Origin of the sequence: Serratia sp. B501 (genome assembly GCF_051172315.1) — a bacterium.
In the GTDB taxonomy this organism is placed as follows: Bacteria; Pseudomonadota; Gammaproteobacteria; order Enterobacterales; family Enterobacteriaceae; genus Serratia; species Serratia ureilytica.
The window spans coordinates 564,209-580,707 of the sequence record NZ_JBPIZB010000002.1 but is presented as its reverse complement, the minus strand read 5'-3'; the positions used below and the strand labels follow the sequence as shown (position 1 = coordinate 580,707).

14 protein-coding genes are annotated in these 16,499 nt (G+C 58.7%); 9 read left to right on the top strand and 5 right to left on the bottom strand.

Annotation, left to right across the window (positions count from 1 at the left end; all coding sequences use genetic code 11):
• Nucleotides 1–46: 46 nt before the first annotated feature.
• The 5 genes from nagE (at nt 47) to ACSBQV_RS09270 (ending at nt 9,012) form a co-directional block, all read left to right on the top strand.
• Nucleotides 47–2,083: an N-acetylglucosamine-specific PTS transporter subunit IIBC gene (nagE, locus tag ACSBQV_RS09290; protein WP_099785384.1), complete on the top strand. Its 2,037-nt coding sequence runs from the start codon at nt 47–49 to the stop codon at nt 2,081–2,083.
• Between the two features lie 240 nt (nt 2,084–2,323).
• A complete protein-coding gene (glnS, locus tag ACSBQV_RS09285) occupies nt 2,324–3,988 on the top strand; it encodes a glutamine--tRNA ligase (RefSeq protein ID WP_099785382.1) in 1,665 nt (554 codons plus the stop codon).
• Nucleotides 3,989–4,565: 577 nt separating this feature from the next.
• On the top strand, nt 4,566–5,969 hold the full coding sequence (gene chiP, locus ACSBQV_RS09280; RefSeq protein ID WP_099785380.1) for a chitoporin ChiP: 1,404 nt from the start codon (nt 4,566–4,568) through the stop codon (nt 5,967–5,969).
• A gap of 45 nt (nt 5,970–6,014) precedes the next feature.
• Nucleotides 6,015–6,341: a ChiQ/YbfN family lipoprotein gene (chiQ, locus tag ACSBQV_RS09275; RefSeq protein WP_004939944.1), complete on the top strand. Its 327-nt coding sequence runs from the start codon at nt 6,015–6,017 to the stop codon at nt 6,339–6,341.
• 13 nt (nt 6,342–6,354) lie between these two features.
• Complete coding sequence (locus ACSBQV_RS09270) at nt 6,355–9,012, top strand: beta-N-acetylhexosaminidase (RefSeq protein ID WP_099785378.1); 2,658 nt, start codon at nt 6,355–6,357, stop codon at nt 9,010–9,012.
• A gap of 249 nt (nt 9,013–9,261) precedes the next feature.
• On the opposite strand, the gene fur is transcribed toward ACSBQV_RS09270, so the two are convergent.
• The 4 genes from fur to ybfF all read right to left on the bottom strand — a co-directional run bounded on the left by fur (nt 9,262) and on the right by ybfF (nt 12,159).
• A complete protein-coding gene (gene fur, locus ACSBQV_RS09265; RefSeq protein ID WP_019454058.1) occupies nt 9,262–9,708 on the bottom strand; it encodes a ferric iron uptake transcriptional regulator in 447 nt (148 codons plus the stop codon).
• A gap of 329 nt (nt 9,709–10,037) precedes the next feature.
• Nucleotides 10,038–10,577, bottom strand: a complete 540-nt coding sequence (gene fldA / locus ACSBQV_RS09260; RefSeq protein ID WP_004939938.1) for a flavodoxin FldA — start codon at nt 10,575–10,577, stop codon at nt 10,038–10,040.
• Between the two features lie 264 nt (nt 10,578–10,841).
• Complete coding sequence (ybfE, locus tag ACSBQV_RS09255; protein WP_004939936.1) at nt 10,842–11,129, bottom strand: LexA regulated protein; 288 nt, start codon at nt 11,127–11,129, stop codon at nt 10,842–10,844.
• Nucleotides 11,130–11,385: 256 nt separating this feature from the next.
• Nucleotides 11,386–12,159, bottom strand: a complete 774-nt coding sequence (gene ybfF, locus ACSBQV_RS09250) for an esterase (protein WP_080273370.1) — start codon at nt 12,157–12,159, stop codon at nt 11,386–11,388.
• 224 nt (nt 12,160–12,383) lie between these two features.
• Here ybfF and seqA point away from each other — a divergent pair, with 224 nt between their 5' ends.
• The 4 genes from seqA (at nt 12,384) to ACSBQV_RS09230 (ending at nt 15,776) form a co-directional block, all read left to right on the top strand.
• Nucleotides 12,384–12,926, top strand: coding sequence for a replication initiation negative regulator SeqA (gene seqA, locus ACSBQV_RS09245; protein ID WP_033651164.1), 543 nt, complete (start codon nt 12,384–12,386; stop codon nt 12,924–12,926).
• 77 nt (nt 12,927–13,003) lie between these two features.
• Nucleotides 13,004–14,647, top strand: coding sequence for a phosphoglucomutase (alpha-D-glucose-1,6-bisphosphate-dependent) (pgm, locus tag ACSBQV_RS09240; RefSeq protein ID WP_033638690.1), 1,644 nt, complete (start codon nt 13,004–13,006; stop codon nt 14,645–14,647).
• A gap of 191 nt (nt 14,648–14,838) precedes the next feature.
• Complete coding sequence (locus tag ACSBQV_RS09235) at nt 14,839–15,477, top strand: PadR family transcriptional regulator (protein ID WP_033642180.1); 639 nt, start codon at nt 14,839–14,841, stop codon at nt 15,475–15,477.
• Entirely contained in the window at nt 15,477–15,776 is a 300-nt protein-coding gene (locus tag ACSBQV_RS09230) for a DUF3861 domain-containing protein (protein ID WP_099785376.1), read from the top strand. The genes ACSBQV_RS09235 and ACSBQV_RS09230 overlap by 1 nt, the downstream gene beginning before the upstream one ends.
• A gap of 27 nt (nt 15,777–15,803) precedes the next feature.
• On the opposite strand, the gene kdpE is transcribed toward ACSBQV_RS09230, so the two are convergent.
• Nucleotides 15,804–16,493 (bottom strand): two-component system response regulator KdpE, encoded by a 690-nt coding sequence (gene kdpE, locus ACSBQV_RS09225; RefSeq protein WP_033637458.1) that lies wholly within the window; start codon nt 16,491–16,493, stop codon nt 15,804–15,806.
• Nucleotides 16,494–16,499 lie beyond the last annotated feature (6 nt).

Here is a 16,499-nt window from a genome sequence, read left to right as displayed (position 1 = left end):
ATAAACTACTAATAGGGTCCGTCCGCGGACAACATAGGGGGAAAAGGTGAACATTCTTAGTTATTTGCAAAAGGTGGGACGGGCGCTGATGGTGCCGGTCGCCACGCTGCCCGCCGCCGCCATCTTGATGGGCGTCGGGTACTGGATTGACCCTGTTGGTTGGGGCGGCGACAACGCGCTCGCCGCTTTCTTCATTAAATCCGGCTCCGCTATCATCGACAACATGTCGGTGCTGTTCGCTATCGGCGTGGCCTACGGCATGTCCAAAGACAAGGACGGCGCCGCCGCGTTGACCGGCTTCGTCGGCTTCCTGGTGCTGACCACCCTCTGTTCCCCGGCCGCCGTGTCGATGATTCAGAAGATCCCGCTCGATCAGGTGCCCGCCGCGTTCGGCAAGATCCAGAACCAGTTCGTCGGTATTCTGGTGGGCATCATCTCCGCCGAAGTGTACAACCGCTTCAGCGGCGTCGAGCTGCCCAAGGCGCTGTCGTTCTTCAGCGGCCGCCGTTTGGTGCCGATCCTCATTTCCTTCCTGATGATCCTGGTGGCTTTCATCCTGATGTACATTTGGCCGGTGATCTTCAACGGTCTGGTGAACTTCGGTGAACACATTCAGAAAATGGGCTCGGTCGGCGCGGGCATCTACGCCTTCTTCAACCGCCTGCTGATCCCGGTCGGCCTGCACCACGCGCTGAACTCGGTGTTCTGGTTCGACGTGGCCGGCATCAACGATATTCCTAACTTCCTTGGCGGCCAGCAGTCGATCGAAGCCGGTAAAGCGGTTGTCGGCATCACCGGCCGTTATCAGGCGGGCTTCTTCCCGATCATGATGTTCGGTCTGCCGGGGGCGGCGCTGGCCATTTACCACTGCGCGCGTCCTGAGAACAAAGCCAAAGTGGCGGGCATCATGCTGGCGGCCGCTTTCGCCGCCTTCTTTACCGGTATTACCGAACCGCTGGAATTCTCCTTCATGTTCGTGGCGCCGGTGCTGTACGTGATCCACGCCGTGCTGACCGGTATCTCGGTGTTCATCGCCGCCAGCATGCATTGGATCGCCGGTTTCGGCTTCAGCGCCGGCCTGGTGGATATGGTGCTGTCGTCTCGCAACCCGCTGGCGACCCACTGGTACATGCTGATCCCGCAAGGCCTGGTGTTCTTCGTCATCTACTACGTGGTGTTCCGCTTCACCATCAAAAAATTCAACCTGATGACCCCGGGCCGCGAGCTGGCGGTTGCCGGTGACGAAACCGACGGCTACGACGTCAACGTCGACAGCAACGCCGGTAAAGACGAGAACGAAACCACCACCCTGGCTCGTCGTTACGTCGGCGCGATCGGCGGTTCCGACAACCTGACCGGCATCGACGCCTGCATCACCCGCCTGCGTTTGAATGTGAAAGACTCCGCGCTGGTGAACGACGCATTGGCGAAACGCCTCGGCGCGTCGGGCGTTATCCGCCTGAACAAGCAGAGCGTGCAAGTGATCGTCGGCACCCGTGCCGAACTTATCGCCAGCGCAATGCGCAACGTGATTGCGGCCGGCCCGGTAGCGGCAGCGGCGACCCCGGCGGCGGCGCCTGCCGCGGAAGCCAAACCGCAGGCGGTGCCGAACGCGCCGAAAGCCGCGTTTGAAACGCTGCTGGCGCCGGTGACCGGCGAAGTGGTGGCGCTCGAACAGGTGCCGGACGAAGCTTTCGCCAGTAAGGCGGTAGGCGACGGCCTGGCGATTCGCCCGACCGACAAGATCGTGGTGGCGCCGGCTGACGGCACCGTGGTGAAAATCTTCAATACCAACCACGCATTCTGCCTGGAAACCGACAAGGGCGCCGAGATCGTGGTGCACATGGGGATCGACACCGTCGCGCTGGAAGGCCAGGGCTTCAAACGCCTGGTGGAAGAGGGCGCGGAAGTGAAAGCCGGTCAACCGATTCTGGAACTGGATCTGGATTACCTGAATGCCAATGCGCGTTCGATGATAAGCCCGGTGGTAGTCAGCAACTCTGACGAGTACGCCGGCCTGGCGGCGCTGGCCAGCGGCTCTGTGGTCGCCGGTCAGACCAAGCTGTATGAGATCCAGAAATAAGGCTGTTTTTACCTGAGTAGTGCCTGGGGCCGAGCACGCATCATGGCGGAGTTTGCCCCGACTTGGCGGGAAGAGAGCGATCTCTTCCCGCTTTTTTTATCCCGTTTCGCCCCACGGCGGTGCGCTGCGCGCCGATGGTGCAACGCGCCGCATTTTTCATGAAACAAACGGTTGTTTCCAGACGTGGCTTGTTGGATCATAGGCGGTTATGTGTAGCGCTTTGCATTGAGGAACAGTGAAATGAGTGAGGCTGAAGCCCGCCCAACCAATTTTATCCGTCAGATCGTCGATGAAGATCTGGCGTCGGGGAAACACACGTCGGTACATACCCGTTTCCCGCCGGAGCCTAACGGCTATCTGCATATCGGCCACGCCAAGTCCATCTGCCTGAACTTCGGCATCGCCAAGGACTATCAGGGCCAGTGCAACCTGCGTTTCGACGACACCAACCCGGTGAAAGAAGACATCGAGTTCGTCGAGTCTATCAAGCACGACGTGGAGTGGCTGGGCTTTGAGTGGAGCGGCAACGTTCGTTACTCCTCAGACTATTTCGATCAGCTGCACCAGTATGCGGTGGAGCTTATCAGCAAAGGGCTGGCCTACGTCGACGAACTGTCGCCGGAGCAGATCCGTGAATACCGCGGCACCCTGACTGCGCCGGGCAAAGACAGCCCGTACCGCGGTCGCAGCGTGGAAGAGAACCTGGCGCTGTTCGAGAAGATGCGCAACGGCGAATTCGCCGAAGGCGCCGCCTGCCTGCGCGCCAAGATCGATATGGCTTCGCCGTTTATCGTGATGCGCGATCCGGTGCTGTACCGCATCAAGTTCGCCGAACACCACCAGACCGGCAATAAATGGTGCATCTACCCGATGTACGATTTCACCCACTGCATTTCCGATGCGCTGGAAGGGATCACCCATTCGCTGTGCACCCTGGAATTCCAGGATAACCGCCGTCTGTATGATTGGGTGCTGGATAACATCACCATTCCTTGCCACCCGCGCCAGTACGAGTTTTCGCGTCTCAACCTCGAATACGCCATCATGTCGAAGCGCAAGCTGCATCAGCTGGTGGCCGAGAAGATCGTCGAAGGTTGGGATGATCCGCGCATGCCGACCGTCTCCGGTCTGCGCCGCCGCGGTTATACTGCCGCCTCGATCCGCGAGTTCTGCCTGCGCATCGGCGTGACCAAGCAAGACAACAACGTCGAAATGGTGGCGCTGGAATCCTGCATCCGCGACGATCTGAACGAGAACGCGCCGCGCGCCATGGCGGTGCTGGATCCGGTGAAAATCGTCATCGAGAACATGGGCGATGCGGTGGAAATGGTCAGCATGCCTAACCACCCGAACAAGCCGGAAATGGGACACCGCGATGTGCCGTTCAGCCGTGAGATCTATATCGATCGCGCCGACTTCCGCGAAGAAGCCAACAAGCAGTACAAGCGTCTGGTGTTGGGTAAGGAAGTGCGTCTGCGCAACGCGTACGTGATCAAGGCCGAGCGCGTCGAGAAAGATGAAGCCGGCGAGATCACCACCATCTTCTGCAGCTACGATGCGGAAACGCTGAGCAAAGATCCTGCCGACGGCCGCAAGGTGAAGGGCGTGATCCACTGGGTGTCTGCGGCGCACGCGCTGCCGGCGGAAATTCGCCTGTACGATCGTCTGTTCAGCGTGCCTAACCCGGGCGCGGCGGAGGACTTCCTCTCCACCATTAACCCGGAATCGCTGGTGATCAAGCACGGTTTCGTTGAGCCGAGTCTGGCGGTCGCGCAGCCGGAGAAAGCCTATCAGTTCGAGCGTGAAGGCTACTTCTGCGCCGACAGCCATTACTCTTCGGCTGAGCACCTGGTGTTTAACCGCACCGTCGGTCTGCGTGACACCTGGGCAAAAATCGAAGGCTAATCTTAATCGCCTCGAAAATTAATGTATCAGCGCGGCTCAGGCCGCGCTTTTTTATGCCTGCTATTGAGTAAATCATCTATTCCCGCCACGTTTTTCCGGGCTGCGTTTAATTAACTGCGGTGCGTTAATCAATAAGTTTTCTTATATTGGGCTTAGTAGTCTTAATCTTTACTTATATATTCGTGATGCGAATTAATTTCATTTAGAGAGCGCTCTCAACTTTTATCACCTGACTGACGGATTTAGTCAGGCTGAAACCATTAATCGTCTCTGGTTGACCTGGTATCCGTATTTATTCTGATTTAATTGAATTTTTTATTCGGCACCTTCCATGAATGCCAGCGTAACAAATTATCACCGATATGTGCTCCTTGTCATACTTTGACAAATCTTCCGCATTTTTCATTTGATAATTCGCGTCGCGAAAAATAGTCTGTCTGTAGCAATTAGTGCTGTGGGAATAACATCTCGTCGGCAATATTTTTTACCCGTTCGGGTTTTTTATTGGCAGTCGTGCAGGGCAGTGGTGAACACAGGCGGCTGCAACTTTTAAGTTAAGTCAAAGAGGAATTTCAATATGGGTACGCACGGTGCTCAGCGTAAAACGCTGGCGCTCGCAGTCGCGGGCGCGCTGTTGGGAACAGGGTTTGCCATGGCGCCTGAGGTGAAAGCCGCAGGGTTTATCGAGGATTCCACGCTGACCGGCGGCATTTATTACTGGCAACGTGAGCGTGACCGTAAAGATCTCAATCCGGACAGCAAGGATTACAATCAATACACCACCAACCTGTCCCACTCTACCGCCAACCTGAGCCTGGATTTCGCGTCGGGCTACGCCTGGGACATGTTCGGTCTGGATGTCGGCACTTTTACTGCCATCGAACTGGCTGAATCCAGCGCCAGCGGTCACCCGAACGAAATCGCGTTCTCTTCGAAGAACCGTACCTACGACGAAGACTACTCCGGTGATAAAGGCGGTATCAGCCTGTACAAAGCCGCCGCCAAATTCAAATACGGCCCGGTCTGGGCGCGCGCCGGCTATATTCAGCCGAGCGGCCAAACCCTGCTGGCGCCGCACTGGAGCTTTATGCCGGGCACTTATCAGGGAGCTGAAGCCGGCGCCAAGTTCGACTACGGCGATGCCGGCGCGTTGAGCTTCTCCTACATGTGGGCCGACAAATACAAAGCGCCGTGGCATATCGAGATGGACGACTTCCGCCAGAACGATAAGAAAACCCGTGTCTCCTACCTGCACTCGCTGGGCGCCAAGTACGATTTCAAAAACGATCTGGTGCTGGAAGCCGCTTACGGCCAGGCCCAGGGGTACGTGAATCAGTACTTCACCAAGGCGTCTTACAAATTCGATCTGCTGGGCAACCCGCTGACCACCAGTTACCAGTTCTATGGCGCGGAAGACCGCATCAGCAACAAGAACGATCCGAACAGCATCTATGACGGCCTGGCCTGGCTGCAGGCGTTGACCTTCGGTTACACCACCGGCCAGTTCAACTGGCGTCTGGAAGGCACCATGGTCAAGGCGGAAGGCAATCAGGGCTTCTTCCTGCAACGCATGACCCCGACCTACGCCTCGTCAAACGGTCGCCTGGACGTGTGGTGGGATAACCGCTCCGACTTTAACGCCAACGGCGAAAAAGCGGTGTATGCCGGCGTGATGTATGACCTCAGCAACTGGAACCTGCCGGGCATGGCGGTCGGCGGCTCTTACGTTTACGCGTGGGACGCCAAGCCGAGCACCAACCCGATCTACGATCAGAGCCAGCGCCTGAAAGAGAGCGCCTGGAGTCTGGACGCGATGTACACCATCCAGGAAGGGCGAGCCAAGGGCACGCTGCTCAAGCTGCATTACACCCAGTATGACAACCACACCAACATTCCGAGCTGGGGCGGCGGTTACGGCAACATCTTCCAGGACGAGAAAGACGTCAAGTTCATGGTCATCGCGCCATTCACCATCTTCTGATGCGTTCCCCGGCCTCGCCGCCGGGGCAGTTAAGGGAATTCAACGATGAAAAAAATCATGCTGATGTTAGCGGCCGCTGCGGCGCTGAGCGCCTGTGCGCAACCCGCCGCGCCGCCGGAAGACGCCAAGTTGAAACAGGCTTACAGCGCCTGCATCAATACCGCGGAAGGCTCGCCGGAGCGTCTGCAGCCGTGCAAGGCGGTACTGAACGTGCTGAAACAAGAGAAACAGCACCAGCAGTTCGCTGCGCAGGAAACGGTACGGGTGATGGATTATCAGAACTGCATTATGGCGGTTCACAGCGGTAACGGTCAGGCTTACGACGCCAAGTGCGGCAAGCTGTGGCAAGAAATTCGCGATAACAATAATTAAGAAGGACGAGAAGATGAACGCATTCAAACTGAGCGCACTGGCCGCCTTGACGGCAACGATGGGATTCCTGGGCGGCATGGGGAGCGCCATGGCCGATCAACAGCTGGTGGATCAGCTGAGCCAACTGAAGCTGAACGTGAAAATGCTGGATAACCGCGCCGGGGAAAACGGCGTGGATTGCGCGGCGCTGGGCGCAGACTGGGCCTCATGCAACCGGGTGTTGTTCACCCTGAGCAACGACGGGCAGGCGATCGACGGCAAAGACTGGATCATTTATTTCCACAGCCCGCGCCAGACTCTGCGGGTAGACAACGATCAGTTCAAGATCGCTCACCTCACTGGCGATCTGTACAAGCTGGAGCCGACCGCCAAATTCAGCGGTTTCCCGGCCGGTAAGGCGGTGGAAATCCCGGTGGTCGCCGAATACTGGCAGCTGTTCAGAAACGACTTCCTGCCCCGCTGGTATGCCACTTCCGGCGACGCCAAGCCGAAAATGCTGGCGAATACCGACACCGAAAATCTGGATCAGTTTGTGGCGCCGTTTACCGGCGATCAGTGGAAGCGCACCAAGGACGACAAAAATATTCTGATGACGCCGGCTTCGCGTTTTGTCAGCAACGCCGATCTGCAGACGCTGCCCGTCGGCGCGCTGCGCGGCCAGATCGTGCCGACGCCGATGCAGGTGAAAGTGCACGCGCAGGACGCCGATCTGCGCAAAGGGGTATCGCCGGATCTGAGTGCGTTGGTCAAGCCGGCGGTGGATGTCGTCAACCAGCGCTTCGCGCTGCTGGGCGTGCCGGTTCAGGCCAACGGTTACCCGATCAAGACCGACATCCAGCCGGGCAAGTTTAAAGGCGCGATGGCGGTGCCGGGCGCTTATGAGCTGAAGATCGGCAAGAAAGAGGCGCGGGTGATTGGCTTCGATCAGGCCGGGGTGTTCTACGGGTTGCAGTCTATCCTGTCGTTAGTGCCGACCGACGGCAGCGGCAAGATCGCCACGCTCGACGCCAGCGATGCGCCGCGCTTCCAGTATCGCGGCATTTTCCTCGACGTGGCGCGTAACTTCCATAAGAAGGATGCGGTGCTGCGCCTGCTGGATCAGATGGCGGCTTACAAGCTCAACAAATTCCACTTCCACCTGAGCGATGACGAAGGTTGGCGTATCGAAATTCCCGGCTTGCCTGAGTTGACGGAAGTCGGCGGCCAGCGCTGCCACGATCTGAGCGAAACCACCTGCCTGCTGCCGCAGTACGGCCAGGGGCCGGATGTCTACGGCGGTTTCTTCACTCGTCAGGACTACATCGACATCATCAAATACGCCGAGGCGCGCCAGATTGAGGTGATCCCGGAGATCGACATGCCGGCGCACGCCCGCGCGGCGGTGGTCTCGATGGAAGCGCGCTACAAGAAACTGCATGCCGCCGGCAAAGAGCAGGAGGCCAACGAATTCCGTCTGGTGGATCCGACCGATACCTCCAATACCACCTCCGTGCAGTTCTTTAACCGTCAGAGTTACCTGAACCCGTGCCTGGATTCCTCCCAGCGCTTTGTCGACAAGGTGATTGGCGAGATTGCCCAGATGCATAAAGAAGCCGGCCAGCCGATTAAGACCTGGCACTTTGGCGGCGACGAAGCGAAAAACATCCGCCTGGGCGCCGGCTACACCGACAAGGCGAAACCGGAACCGGGTAAAGGCATCATTGACCAGAGCAATGAAGACAAGCCGTGGGCCAAGTCTCAGGTGTGCCAGGTGATGATCAAAGAGGGCAAAGTGGCCGACATGGAGCACCTGCCGAGCTACTTCGGCCAAGAGGTCAGCAAGCTGGTGAAGGCGCACGGCATCGACAGAATGCAGGCCTGGCAAGACGGCCTGAAAGACGCCGAGAGTTCGAAGGCGTTCGCCACCTCGCGCGTGGGGGTCAACTTCTGGGACACCCTGTACTGGGGCGGTTTCGACAGCGTCAACGACTGGGCCAACAAAGGGTATGAAGTGGTGGTCTCCAACCCGGACTACGTCTATATGGACTTCCCTTACGAGGTGAACCCGGACGAGCGCGGTTACTACTGGGGCACCCGCTTCAGCGACGAGCGCAAGGTGTTCAGCTTCGCGCCGGACAACATGCCGCAGAACGCGGAAACCTCGGTTGACCGAGACGGCAACCACTTCAACGCCAAGAGCGACAAGCCGTGGCCGGGGGCATATGGACTTTCCGCTCAGCTGTGGAGCGAAACCCAGCGCACCGACCCGCAGATGGAATACATGATCTTCCCACGCGCGCTGTCGGTGGCGGAGCGCGCCTGGCATCGCGCCGGTTGGGAGCAGGACTATCGCGCCGGCCGCGAATACAAAGGCGGGGAAACCCACTTTGTCGATACCAAGACGCTGGAGAAAGATTGGCTGCGCTTCGCCAATATTCTGGGCCAGCGTGAACTGGCCAAGCTGGACAAAGGCGGCGTGGCTTATCGTCTGCCGGTGCCGGGCGCTCGCGTGGCGGGCGGCAAGCTGGAGGCGAATATCGCGCTGCCGGGGTTGGGCATCGAGTACTCCACCGACGGCGGTAAGCAGTGGCAGCGCTATGATGCCAAGGCTAAACCTGCGGTCTCCGGCGAAGTACAGGTGCGCTCGGTCAGCCCGGACGGCAAACGCTACAGCCGCGCCGAGAAGGTCTAAGAAGGGCGGTGCGGCCCGCAGTTTTGGCGGCGGGCCGCATCATAACGAAGGGGGAATGCGTTCGCCCGCGCGTGTCGGCGCAGGGCGGACGTTGTAGTGAGAGTAGTTCGTGGAGTCGCTGTGCCGCTGCAATTGTGGTATTTCATGACATGATTTTCCCCGGCTGGTCCGGGGATTTTTTTGTCTGCTGCATGGCGGGCATAAAAAAACCGCCTCAAGATGAGGCGGTTTTTCATAGCCGGTCAGGGCTTATTTCTTGTCGTGCAGCGTTTCGTCTTCGCGACAGTCACCGGTTTCACAGTGGCCGTACAGGTACAGACTGTGGTTGGTGAGCTTGATGCCGTGCTGCTTGGCGATGTCACGCTGGCGCACTTCGATGGATTCGTCGCTGAATTCGATCACTTTGCCGCAATCCAGGCAAATCAGGTGATCGTGGTGATGCTGTTGGGTCAGCTCGAACACGGACTTGCCGCCTTCGAAATTGTGACGTGTCACAATGCCCGCATCGTCAAACTGGTTCAGTACGCGATAAACCGTTGCCAGCCCGATCTCTTCGCCCATATCAATCAGTTTTTTGTACAAATCTTCCGCACTGACGTGATGGCATTCCGGATTTTGCAGTACTTCCAGGATTTTGAGTCGCGGAAGCGTGACTTTTAAGCCGGCCTTCTTCAATGCGATGTTGTTGTCGGTCATGCGAATTCAGTCCTGTTACTATGCTAATCAAGTTGAGGCGTACTCGCCTGTGGCATCGGTCGGCACAAAGAGTTAATGCGTCTCATTATAGAACCGGTTGTACTAAATGGAAACCGCCGGTTGTTAACAAAGATATAATTGCACTATTGCATGTTTTGCATGCAACGCCTTGATGGATGGGATAAACCGATATCTCAGTCTACCGTGACGGGGTGGGAAGTTACAAATCTGTAGCTTCTATCGCAGCAATCCCTGTTGCCGATGACGGCCCTGTCGGCACACTATGCACTTTACAGGGCCTTTGTTCAACCTTTCGCCAGTCCCGGCGTTTAGCCGACGATATCGGCCAGGCTCAGCTCTTCGACGATCTGTTTGACCCAGGCGTCGACACGCTCGTTGGTCAGCTCCGGCTGACGGTCTTCGTCGATCGCCAGACCGATGAAGTGGTTGTCGTCCGCCAGGCCTTTGGAGGCTTCGAAGTGGTAGCCTTTGGTCGGCCAGTGGCCCACGATGGCCGCGCCGCGCGGTTCGATGATGTCGCGGATGGTGCCCATCGCGTCACAGAAATATTCCGCGTAGTCTTCCTGGTCGCCGCAGCCGAACAGCGCCACCAGTTTGCCGTTGAAATCGACTTCTTCCAGCGTCGGGAAGAAATCGTCCCAGTCACACTGCGCTTCACCGTAGTACCAGGTCGGGATGCCCAGCAGCAGGATATCGAACCCTTCCAGGTCTTCTTTGCTGCTTTTAGCGATGTCATGCACTTCAGAGACGTCGTCGCCAAACTGTTTCTGGAGAATTTTCTGGATCATTTTGGCAATGTTTTCGGTATTGCCAGTGTCGCTGCCAAAGAAAATGCCTACAGTAGCCATATCGCGTATAACCTTTAAATTCAAGTAATTGCATTACTCGATGCCAGCACTGCCGCCGCTGACGCCGATTAAAATGATGCCATGGCAAGAGCCGTTCGCCGCGGGGGACGGGGCGCCGACAGGCGCAGTCTCTTACCGGTAAATGCGTATCATGCCAGAAAGTGGCGCCGGGGTTTTATCGCATTTATGCGATGCCGGAGATGAAGAAAAGCGTGCCGATCCGGCGTTGTCCTTAACGCCGCGCCGCGCGTGCGGCCGAAGAGATCAATGTTCCGGCTGTTCTTCCGCCAGTTGCGCCAACAGCATCTGCTCGATGAGTTCGCTGCGGCTGATGTTGCGCTGTTCCGCCAGTTTGTTCAGGGCGTCCACCGCATCCGCGTTGATTTTCAGCTCTACGCGCCGCAATCCACGCACTTTATCGCGCCGTAACTGATTGCGCTTATTGATTCTAAGCTGTTCATCGCGGGAAAGCGGGTTGGTTTTCGGGCGCCCCGGACGGCGTTCATCTGCGAACAGATCCAGCGTCGTGCGATCCGTTTGTTCTTTTGCCATAGGTAGCGGTACTGCAAGGGAGTTTGCATCAAAAAGCGCTCGCACGCTTCCGGAGGCATCGGTTAACACACTTCGGGCCAATAAACCCTAACCCAAATTCACCCCCGACCCGGCGTTCGCGAACGCGCTGGCGCGGCGGCAAAATTATAGCGCGCCATATTACCCCAGCAGATGGAGCGGCGACAATGCCTAACTGCGGGCTAAACGCGCTAAGCCGTTATCTTTAGCGCGTTTTTTCGCCAGGTGAGCGTATTTTTCAGGCTTCGTCGAGGAAACGGTGGATGGCACGCAGCACCGCCTCCGGTTTTTCGGCGTGCACCCAATGGCCGGTGCCGGCAACAACGTGCGCGCGGGCCTGCGGGAACTGGCGGGCGATGTCCGCACGGTAGCTGTCCTGCACGTACGGCGACAGGCCGCCGCGAATGAACAGGGTCGGGTGCGGCCAGGCCGGCACGTCCTGCCAGCCGGTGATGTCATCATAGCGCTCAATCAGCACCGGCAGGTTGAAGCGCCATTCGCCGTTATGGAAGGACTTCAGCAGGAACTGGATCACGCCTTCTTCCTGCAGGTAATCGCGCATCAGCTGGGCGGCGGCCTGGCGCTGGGTGATGCCGGCGGCGCTGACGGCCTTCAGGGCGGCGAAAATCTCGTCGTGACGTCGGGTCTGGTAATTCACCGGCGCGACGTCGATGACGATCAGCTTGGCGACGCGCTCGGGCGCGATGGCGGTCAGCGCCATCGCCGCTTTGCCGCCCATCGAATGGCCGATGACGATCGCTTTCTCAAGCCGCAGTTCGTCGAGCAGCTCCAGCAGATCCTGCGCCATCGCGGGGTAGTTCATCTCGTCGGCGCGCGGGGAGAGGCCGTGGTTGCGCAGATCGACCTTAATTACGCTGTGACGCTGATGCAGATCGCGCGCCAGCACGCCCAGGTTGTCCAGATTGCCGAACAGCCCGTGGATCAGCAGCACCGGCAGCGCGTCTGACTCGGCGGCCAGCAGTTGATAATGTAATTTCATGGCGAAGTTCATACTGAGAGAGATTCAGATTAGGGTATCATGATTGAATCGCACGATGAATCATGCGGAATTTTCGCGGCGCGGGCTTGGCAGTGCCGGCTATAGGTATTAGTCTGCATTTGCCGTCCGGAGGCACATTATTGTGTTCGCCCCAGCGCTTTTAACCTTATAATCCCATGGCTTGAATGCAGGATCTGGCTTCAGGTTCTAAGTAGAAAAAACAGTATTGGATAAAGATGAAAACTATTGAAGTCGACGAAGAGCTTTACCGTTATATTGCCAGCCACACGCAACACATCGGTGAAAGCGCGTCCGATATTTTACGCCGCATGTTGAAATTCACCGCCGGTCAGCCGGTGCGCGCGTTGCCTGCCGCCAGTGCGTCGCCGTCCGTCGAAGCGGAAAAAGCGGCACCGGTTCAGCGCCCGCGCGATCGCGTACGCGCCGTGCGTGAACTGCTGCTGTCGGATGAATACGCCGAGCAGAACAAAGCGGTCAACCGTTTCATGCTGGTGCTGTCCACGCTGTACACCCTCGATGCCGCCGGTTTTGCCGCCGCCACCGAGGCGTTGACCGGCCGTACCCGCACCTATTTCGCCGGCGATCAGCAGACCCTGCTGGCCAACGGCACGCATACCAAGCCGAAGCATGTGCCGGGCACCCCTTACTGGGTGATCACCAATACCAATACCGGCCGCAAACGCAGCATGATCGAACACATCATGCAGGCGATGCAGTTCCCGGCGGAACTGATCGAGAAAGTTTGCGGTACCGTTTAATTTAGCGAACAGCCCGTCATGATGGCCGTGCGCGACGTATTTGCCCGGTCACCGACAGGGATGAGGGAGATATGTCGATGGCGAATAATCCACGTGCCGGGCAGCCCGCCCGCCAAAGCGATCTGATCAACGTAGCCCAGCTGACGTCGCAGTACTATGTGCTGCAACCGGAAGCCGGCAATGCCGCACATGCGGTGAAGTTTGGCACCTCCGGCCACCGCGGCAGCGCGCAGCGCCACAGCTTCAACGAAGCGCACATTCTCGCCATCGCTCAGGCGATCGCCGAAGTTCGTCATCAGCAAGGCACTACCGGCCCGTGCTACGTGGGCAAAGACACCCATGCACTGTCCGAGCCGGCCTTTATTTCCGTGCTGGAAGTGCTGACCGCCAACGGCGTCGATGTGATCGTGCAGGAAAACAACGGCTTCACGCCAACGCCGGCGGTATCGCACGCCATTTTGTGCCACAACCGCCGCGGCGGCGCGCAGGCCGACGGCATCGTCATTACGCCGTCCCACAATCCGCCGGAAGACGGCGGCATCAAATACAATCCGCCGAACGGCGGCCCGGCTGACACCAACCTGACGTCGGTGATCGAAAAGCGCGCCAACGAACTGCTGGCGCAGCAGCTGAAAGGCGTGCAGCGTCAGTCGCTGGACAAGGCCTGGAACAGCGGCCACCTGCACGCCAAAGATCTGGTGCAGCCTTACGTCGAAGGGCTGGTGGAGGTGGTCGACATGCCGGCCATCCAACGCGCCGGCCTGAAGCTGGGCGTGGATCCGCTCGGCGGTTCCGGCATCGCCTATTGGCAGCGGGTGGCGGAACACTACAAGCTGGATCTGACGCTGGTGAACGATTCCATCGATCAGACGTTCCGCTTTATGCACCTGGATCACGACGGCATCATCCGCATGGACTGCTCGTCGGAGTCGGCGATGGCCGGCCTGCTGGCGCTGCGCGACAAATTCGATTTGGCGTTCGCCAACGATCCGGATTACGACCGCCACGGCATCGTCACGCCGAAGGGTCTGATGAACCCGAACCACTATCTGGCGGTAGCCATCAACTACCTGTTCCAGCATCGCCCGCAGTGGGGCGCCGATGTTGCGGTAGGTAAAACGCTGGTGTCCAGCGCGATGATCGATCGCGTGGTGGCCGATCTGGGCCGCAAGCTGGTGGAAGTGCCGGTCGGCTTCAAGTGGTTCGTGGACGGTCTGTTCGACGGCAGCCTGGGCTTTGGCGGCGAAGAGAGCGCCGGGGCCTCGTTCCTGCGCTTCAACGGCCAGCCGTGGTCGACCGACAAAGACGGCATCATCATGTGCCTGCTGGCGGCTGAAATCACCGCGGTAACCGGTGAGAACCCGCAGCATCATTATGACGATCTGGCCAAGCGTTTCGGTGCGCCAAGCTACAACCGCATCCAAGCGCCGGCAACCCATGCGCAGAAAGCGGCGCTGTCCAAGCTGTCGCCGGAGATGGTCAAGGCCAGTACGCTGGGCGGGGACCCGATCACCGCACGTCTGACCGCAGCGCCGGGCAACGGCGCGTCGATCGGCGGCCTGAAAGTGATGACCGACAACGGTTGGTTCGCGGCTCGTCCTTCCGGCACCGAAGAGGCTTACAAGATCTACTGCGAGAGCTTCCTCGGGGCGGAGCACCGCGAGAAGATTGAGCACGAAGCGGTCGAGATCGTCAGCGAAGTGCTGGCTTCCGCCAAGTAATCACTTTTCTTGATTGATAAAAAGCGCTGTTTTTACAGCGCTTTTTTTATGGGCGCTATTTAGATATATCTTTTTCACGGCACGCGCTTGCGCATTTAGATATATCGATCTAGATTAGCGCTATCGATGCTGTTTAGATATATCTAAACAACCTCGTATTGATGTTCCCTACTAAAGCGAGGTCTCACCTTATGTTTCATCGATTAGGCTTACACCGGCATCATCATCACCATGAATGCGAAGAGGGTCGTCGTCATCGCGGCGGGCGCCATCACTTCGGCGGCGAAGGCGAAGAGCACGGCCGGGGTGGGCGCGGCGGCCGGGGCGGGCGTCATCGTCTGTTCGAACACGGCGATCTGCGCCTGGTGCTGCTGGCGCTGGTGGCGCGCAAGCCCAGCCACGGGTACGAATTGATCAAGGCGATCGAGGAAGCGTCATCCGGCCTGTACGTGCCGAGCCCGGGGGTGATTTACCCCACGCTGACGCTGCTGGAAGAGCAGGATTTCCTCGAACCGCTCACCACCGGCAACGGCCGCAAAAGCTACCGCATCACCGCGGCGGGCGAGGGCGAGCTGCAAAAGCATCAACAGGTGGTTGAGGTCATTCTGGCGCGTCTGGCGGGCGCCGGCCGCGAGCGTCATCGGCACGGCAACCTGGCGGAAGGCATCTACGACGCCATGAACCGTCTGCGCAGCCTGCTGCGCGGCAACGTGATGCGCGCCGATCTTACGCCGCAGCAGGTGGAGCGCATCAACGCCGCGTTGCTGACCGCCGTGGCGGCGATCGAAAGCGAAATGCAGATTCAACCTTCGCAACAGGAGAAGAACTGATGCACGGCCACCGTTTTAACATTACCGTTGAAGCCCTGAGCGATCGCCAGGGCAATCCCGTCGAGAAAGCGCCGCTGAGTTTTGAAGTGAGCAACCACGACGATATTCTCGAGATCGTCGAGCGCATTCGGGCGCGTGACGATCTGAACTTCGGCCCCGAGCAGAGCGCGGCCTTCGCCGTGGGGTTGAAGCTGTTCTCCGAAGTGATGATCGAAAACCGCAAACACCCGGTGTTCGCTCCGCTGCGCGAGGCGTTTAAGGAATTTATGGTCGGATTGAAGAAGGGCCCGGCGGCGTAAAGGCGCGGCAAACCGCGCCCTCCGGGGTTAAGGCATGAAGCGATAGCCGACGCCGGTTTCGGTCAGCAGGTGTTTGGGCCGGGCCGGATCGGCTTCGAGCTTCTGCCGCAAATGGCCCATGTAGATGCGCAGATAGTGGCTGTGCTCCACGTAGTTCGGCCCCCAGACGTGGCTCAACAGCTGGCGTTGGGTGATCACCTTGCCGGCGTTGGCCAGCAGCTCCGCCAACAGACGAAACTCGATCGGCGTCAGATGCAGGTCTTCGTCGTTGCGCAGCACCCGGCGATTCACCAGATCGACGGTAATCGCCGAAAAGCTCACCAGCGGACTTTCCTGTTGGCTAGCTGAGTGGCGACGCAGCGCGACCCGCACCCGCGCCAGCAACTCACCGATGCCGAACGGCTTGCTGAGGTAGTCGTCGGCGCCGGCGTCCAGCGCGGCGATCTTGTCCTCTTCGGCGTTGCGCGCCGACAACACGATCACCGGAATGGCGCTCCACTGCCGCAGATCGCGGATGTAGCTCAGCCCGTCGCCATCCGGCAACCCCAAATCCAGGATGATCAGATCCGGTTTGCGCGTGCCGGCCTCAATCAGCCCCCGCTGCAGCGTTTCACTTTCAAACACCCGCAGGCCTTCGCTCTCCAGCGCGGTGCGCACGAAGCGGCGGATCTCTTTTTCATCTTCAACAATCAGAATGTTGGTTGGCGTTATGCTCACGTTTCC

Excerpts from the sequence above, each read along its gene's own strand:
- glnS (WP_099785382.1), top strand. The coding sequence starts at position 2,324 with ATGAGTGAGGCTGAAGCCCGCCCAACCAATTTTATCCGTCAGATCGTC.
- chiP (WP_099785380.1), top strand. The coding sequence starts at position 4,566 with ATGGGTACGCACGGTGCTCAGCGTAAAACGCTGGCGCTCGCAGTCGCG.
- chiQ (WP_004939944.1), top strand. The coding sequence starts at position 6,015 with ATGAAAAAAATCATGCTGATGTTAGCGGCCGCTGCGGCGCTGAGCGCC.
- ACSBQV_RS09270 (WP_099785378.1), top strand. The coding sequence starts at position 6,355 with ATGAACGCATTCAAACTGAGCGCACTGGCCGCCTTGACGGCAACGATG.
- fur (WP_019454058.1), bottom strand. The coding sequence starts at position 9,708 with ATGACCGACAACAACATCGCATTGAAGAAGGCCGGCTTAAAAGTCACG.
- fldA (WP_004939938.1), bottom strand. The coding sequence starts at position 10,577 with ATGGCTACTGTAGGCATTTTCTTTGGCAGCGACACTGGCAATACCGAA.
- ybfE (WP_004939936.1), bottom strand. The coding sequence starts at position 11,129 with ATGGCAAAAGAACAAACGGATCGCACGACGCTGGATCTGTTCGCAGAT.
- ybfF (WP_080273370.1), bottom strand. The coding sequence starts at position 12,159 with ATGAACTTCGCCATGAAATTACATTATCAACTGCTGGCCGCCGAGTCA.
- seqA (WP_033651164.1), top strand. The coding sequence starts at position 12,384 with ATGAAAACTATTGAAGTCGACGAAGAGCTTTACCGTTATATTGCCAGC.
- pgm (WP_033638690.1), top strand. The coding sequence starts at position 13,004 with ATGGCGAATAATCCACGTGCCGGGCAGCCCGCCCGCCAAAGCGATCTG.
- ACSBQV_RS09235 (WP_033642180.1), top strand. The coding sequence starts at position 14,839 with ATGTTTCATCGATTAGGCTTACACCGGCATCATCATCACCATGAATGC.
- ACSBQV_RS09230 (WP_099785376.1), top strand. The coding sequence starts at position 15,477 with ATGCACGGCCACCGTTTTAACATTACCGTTGAAGCCCTGAGCGATCGC.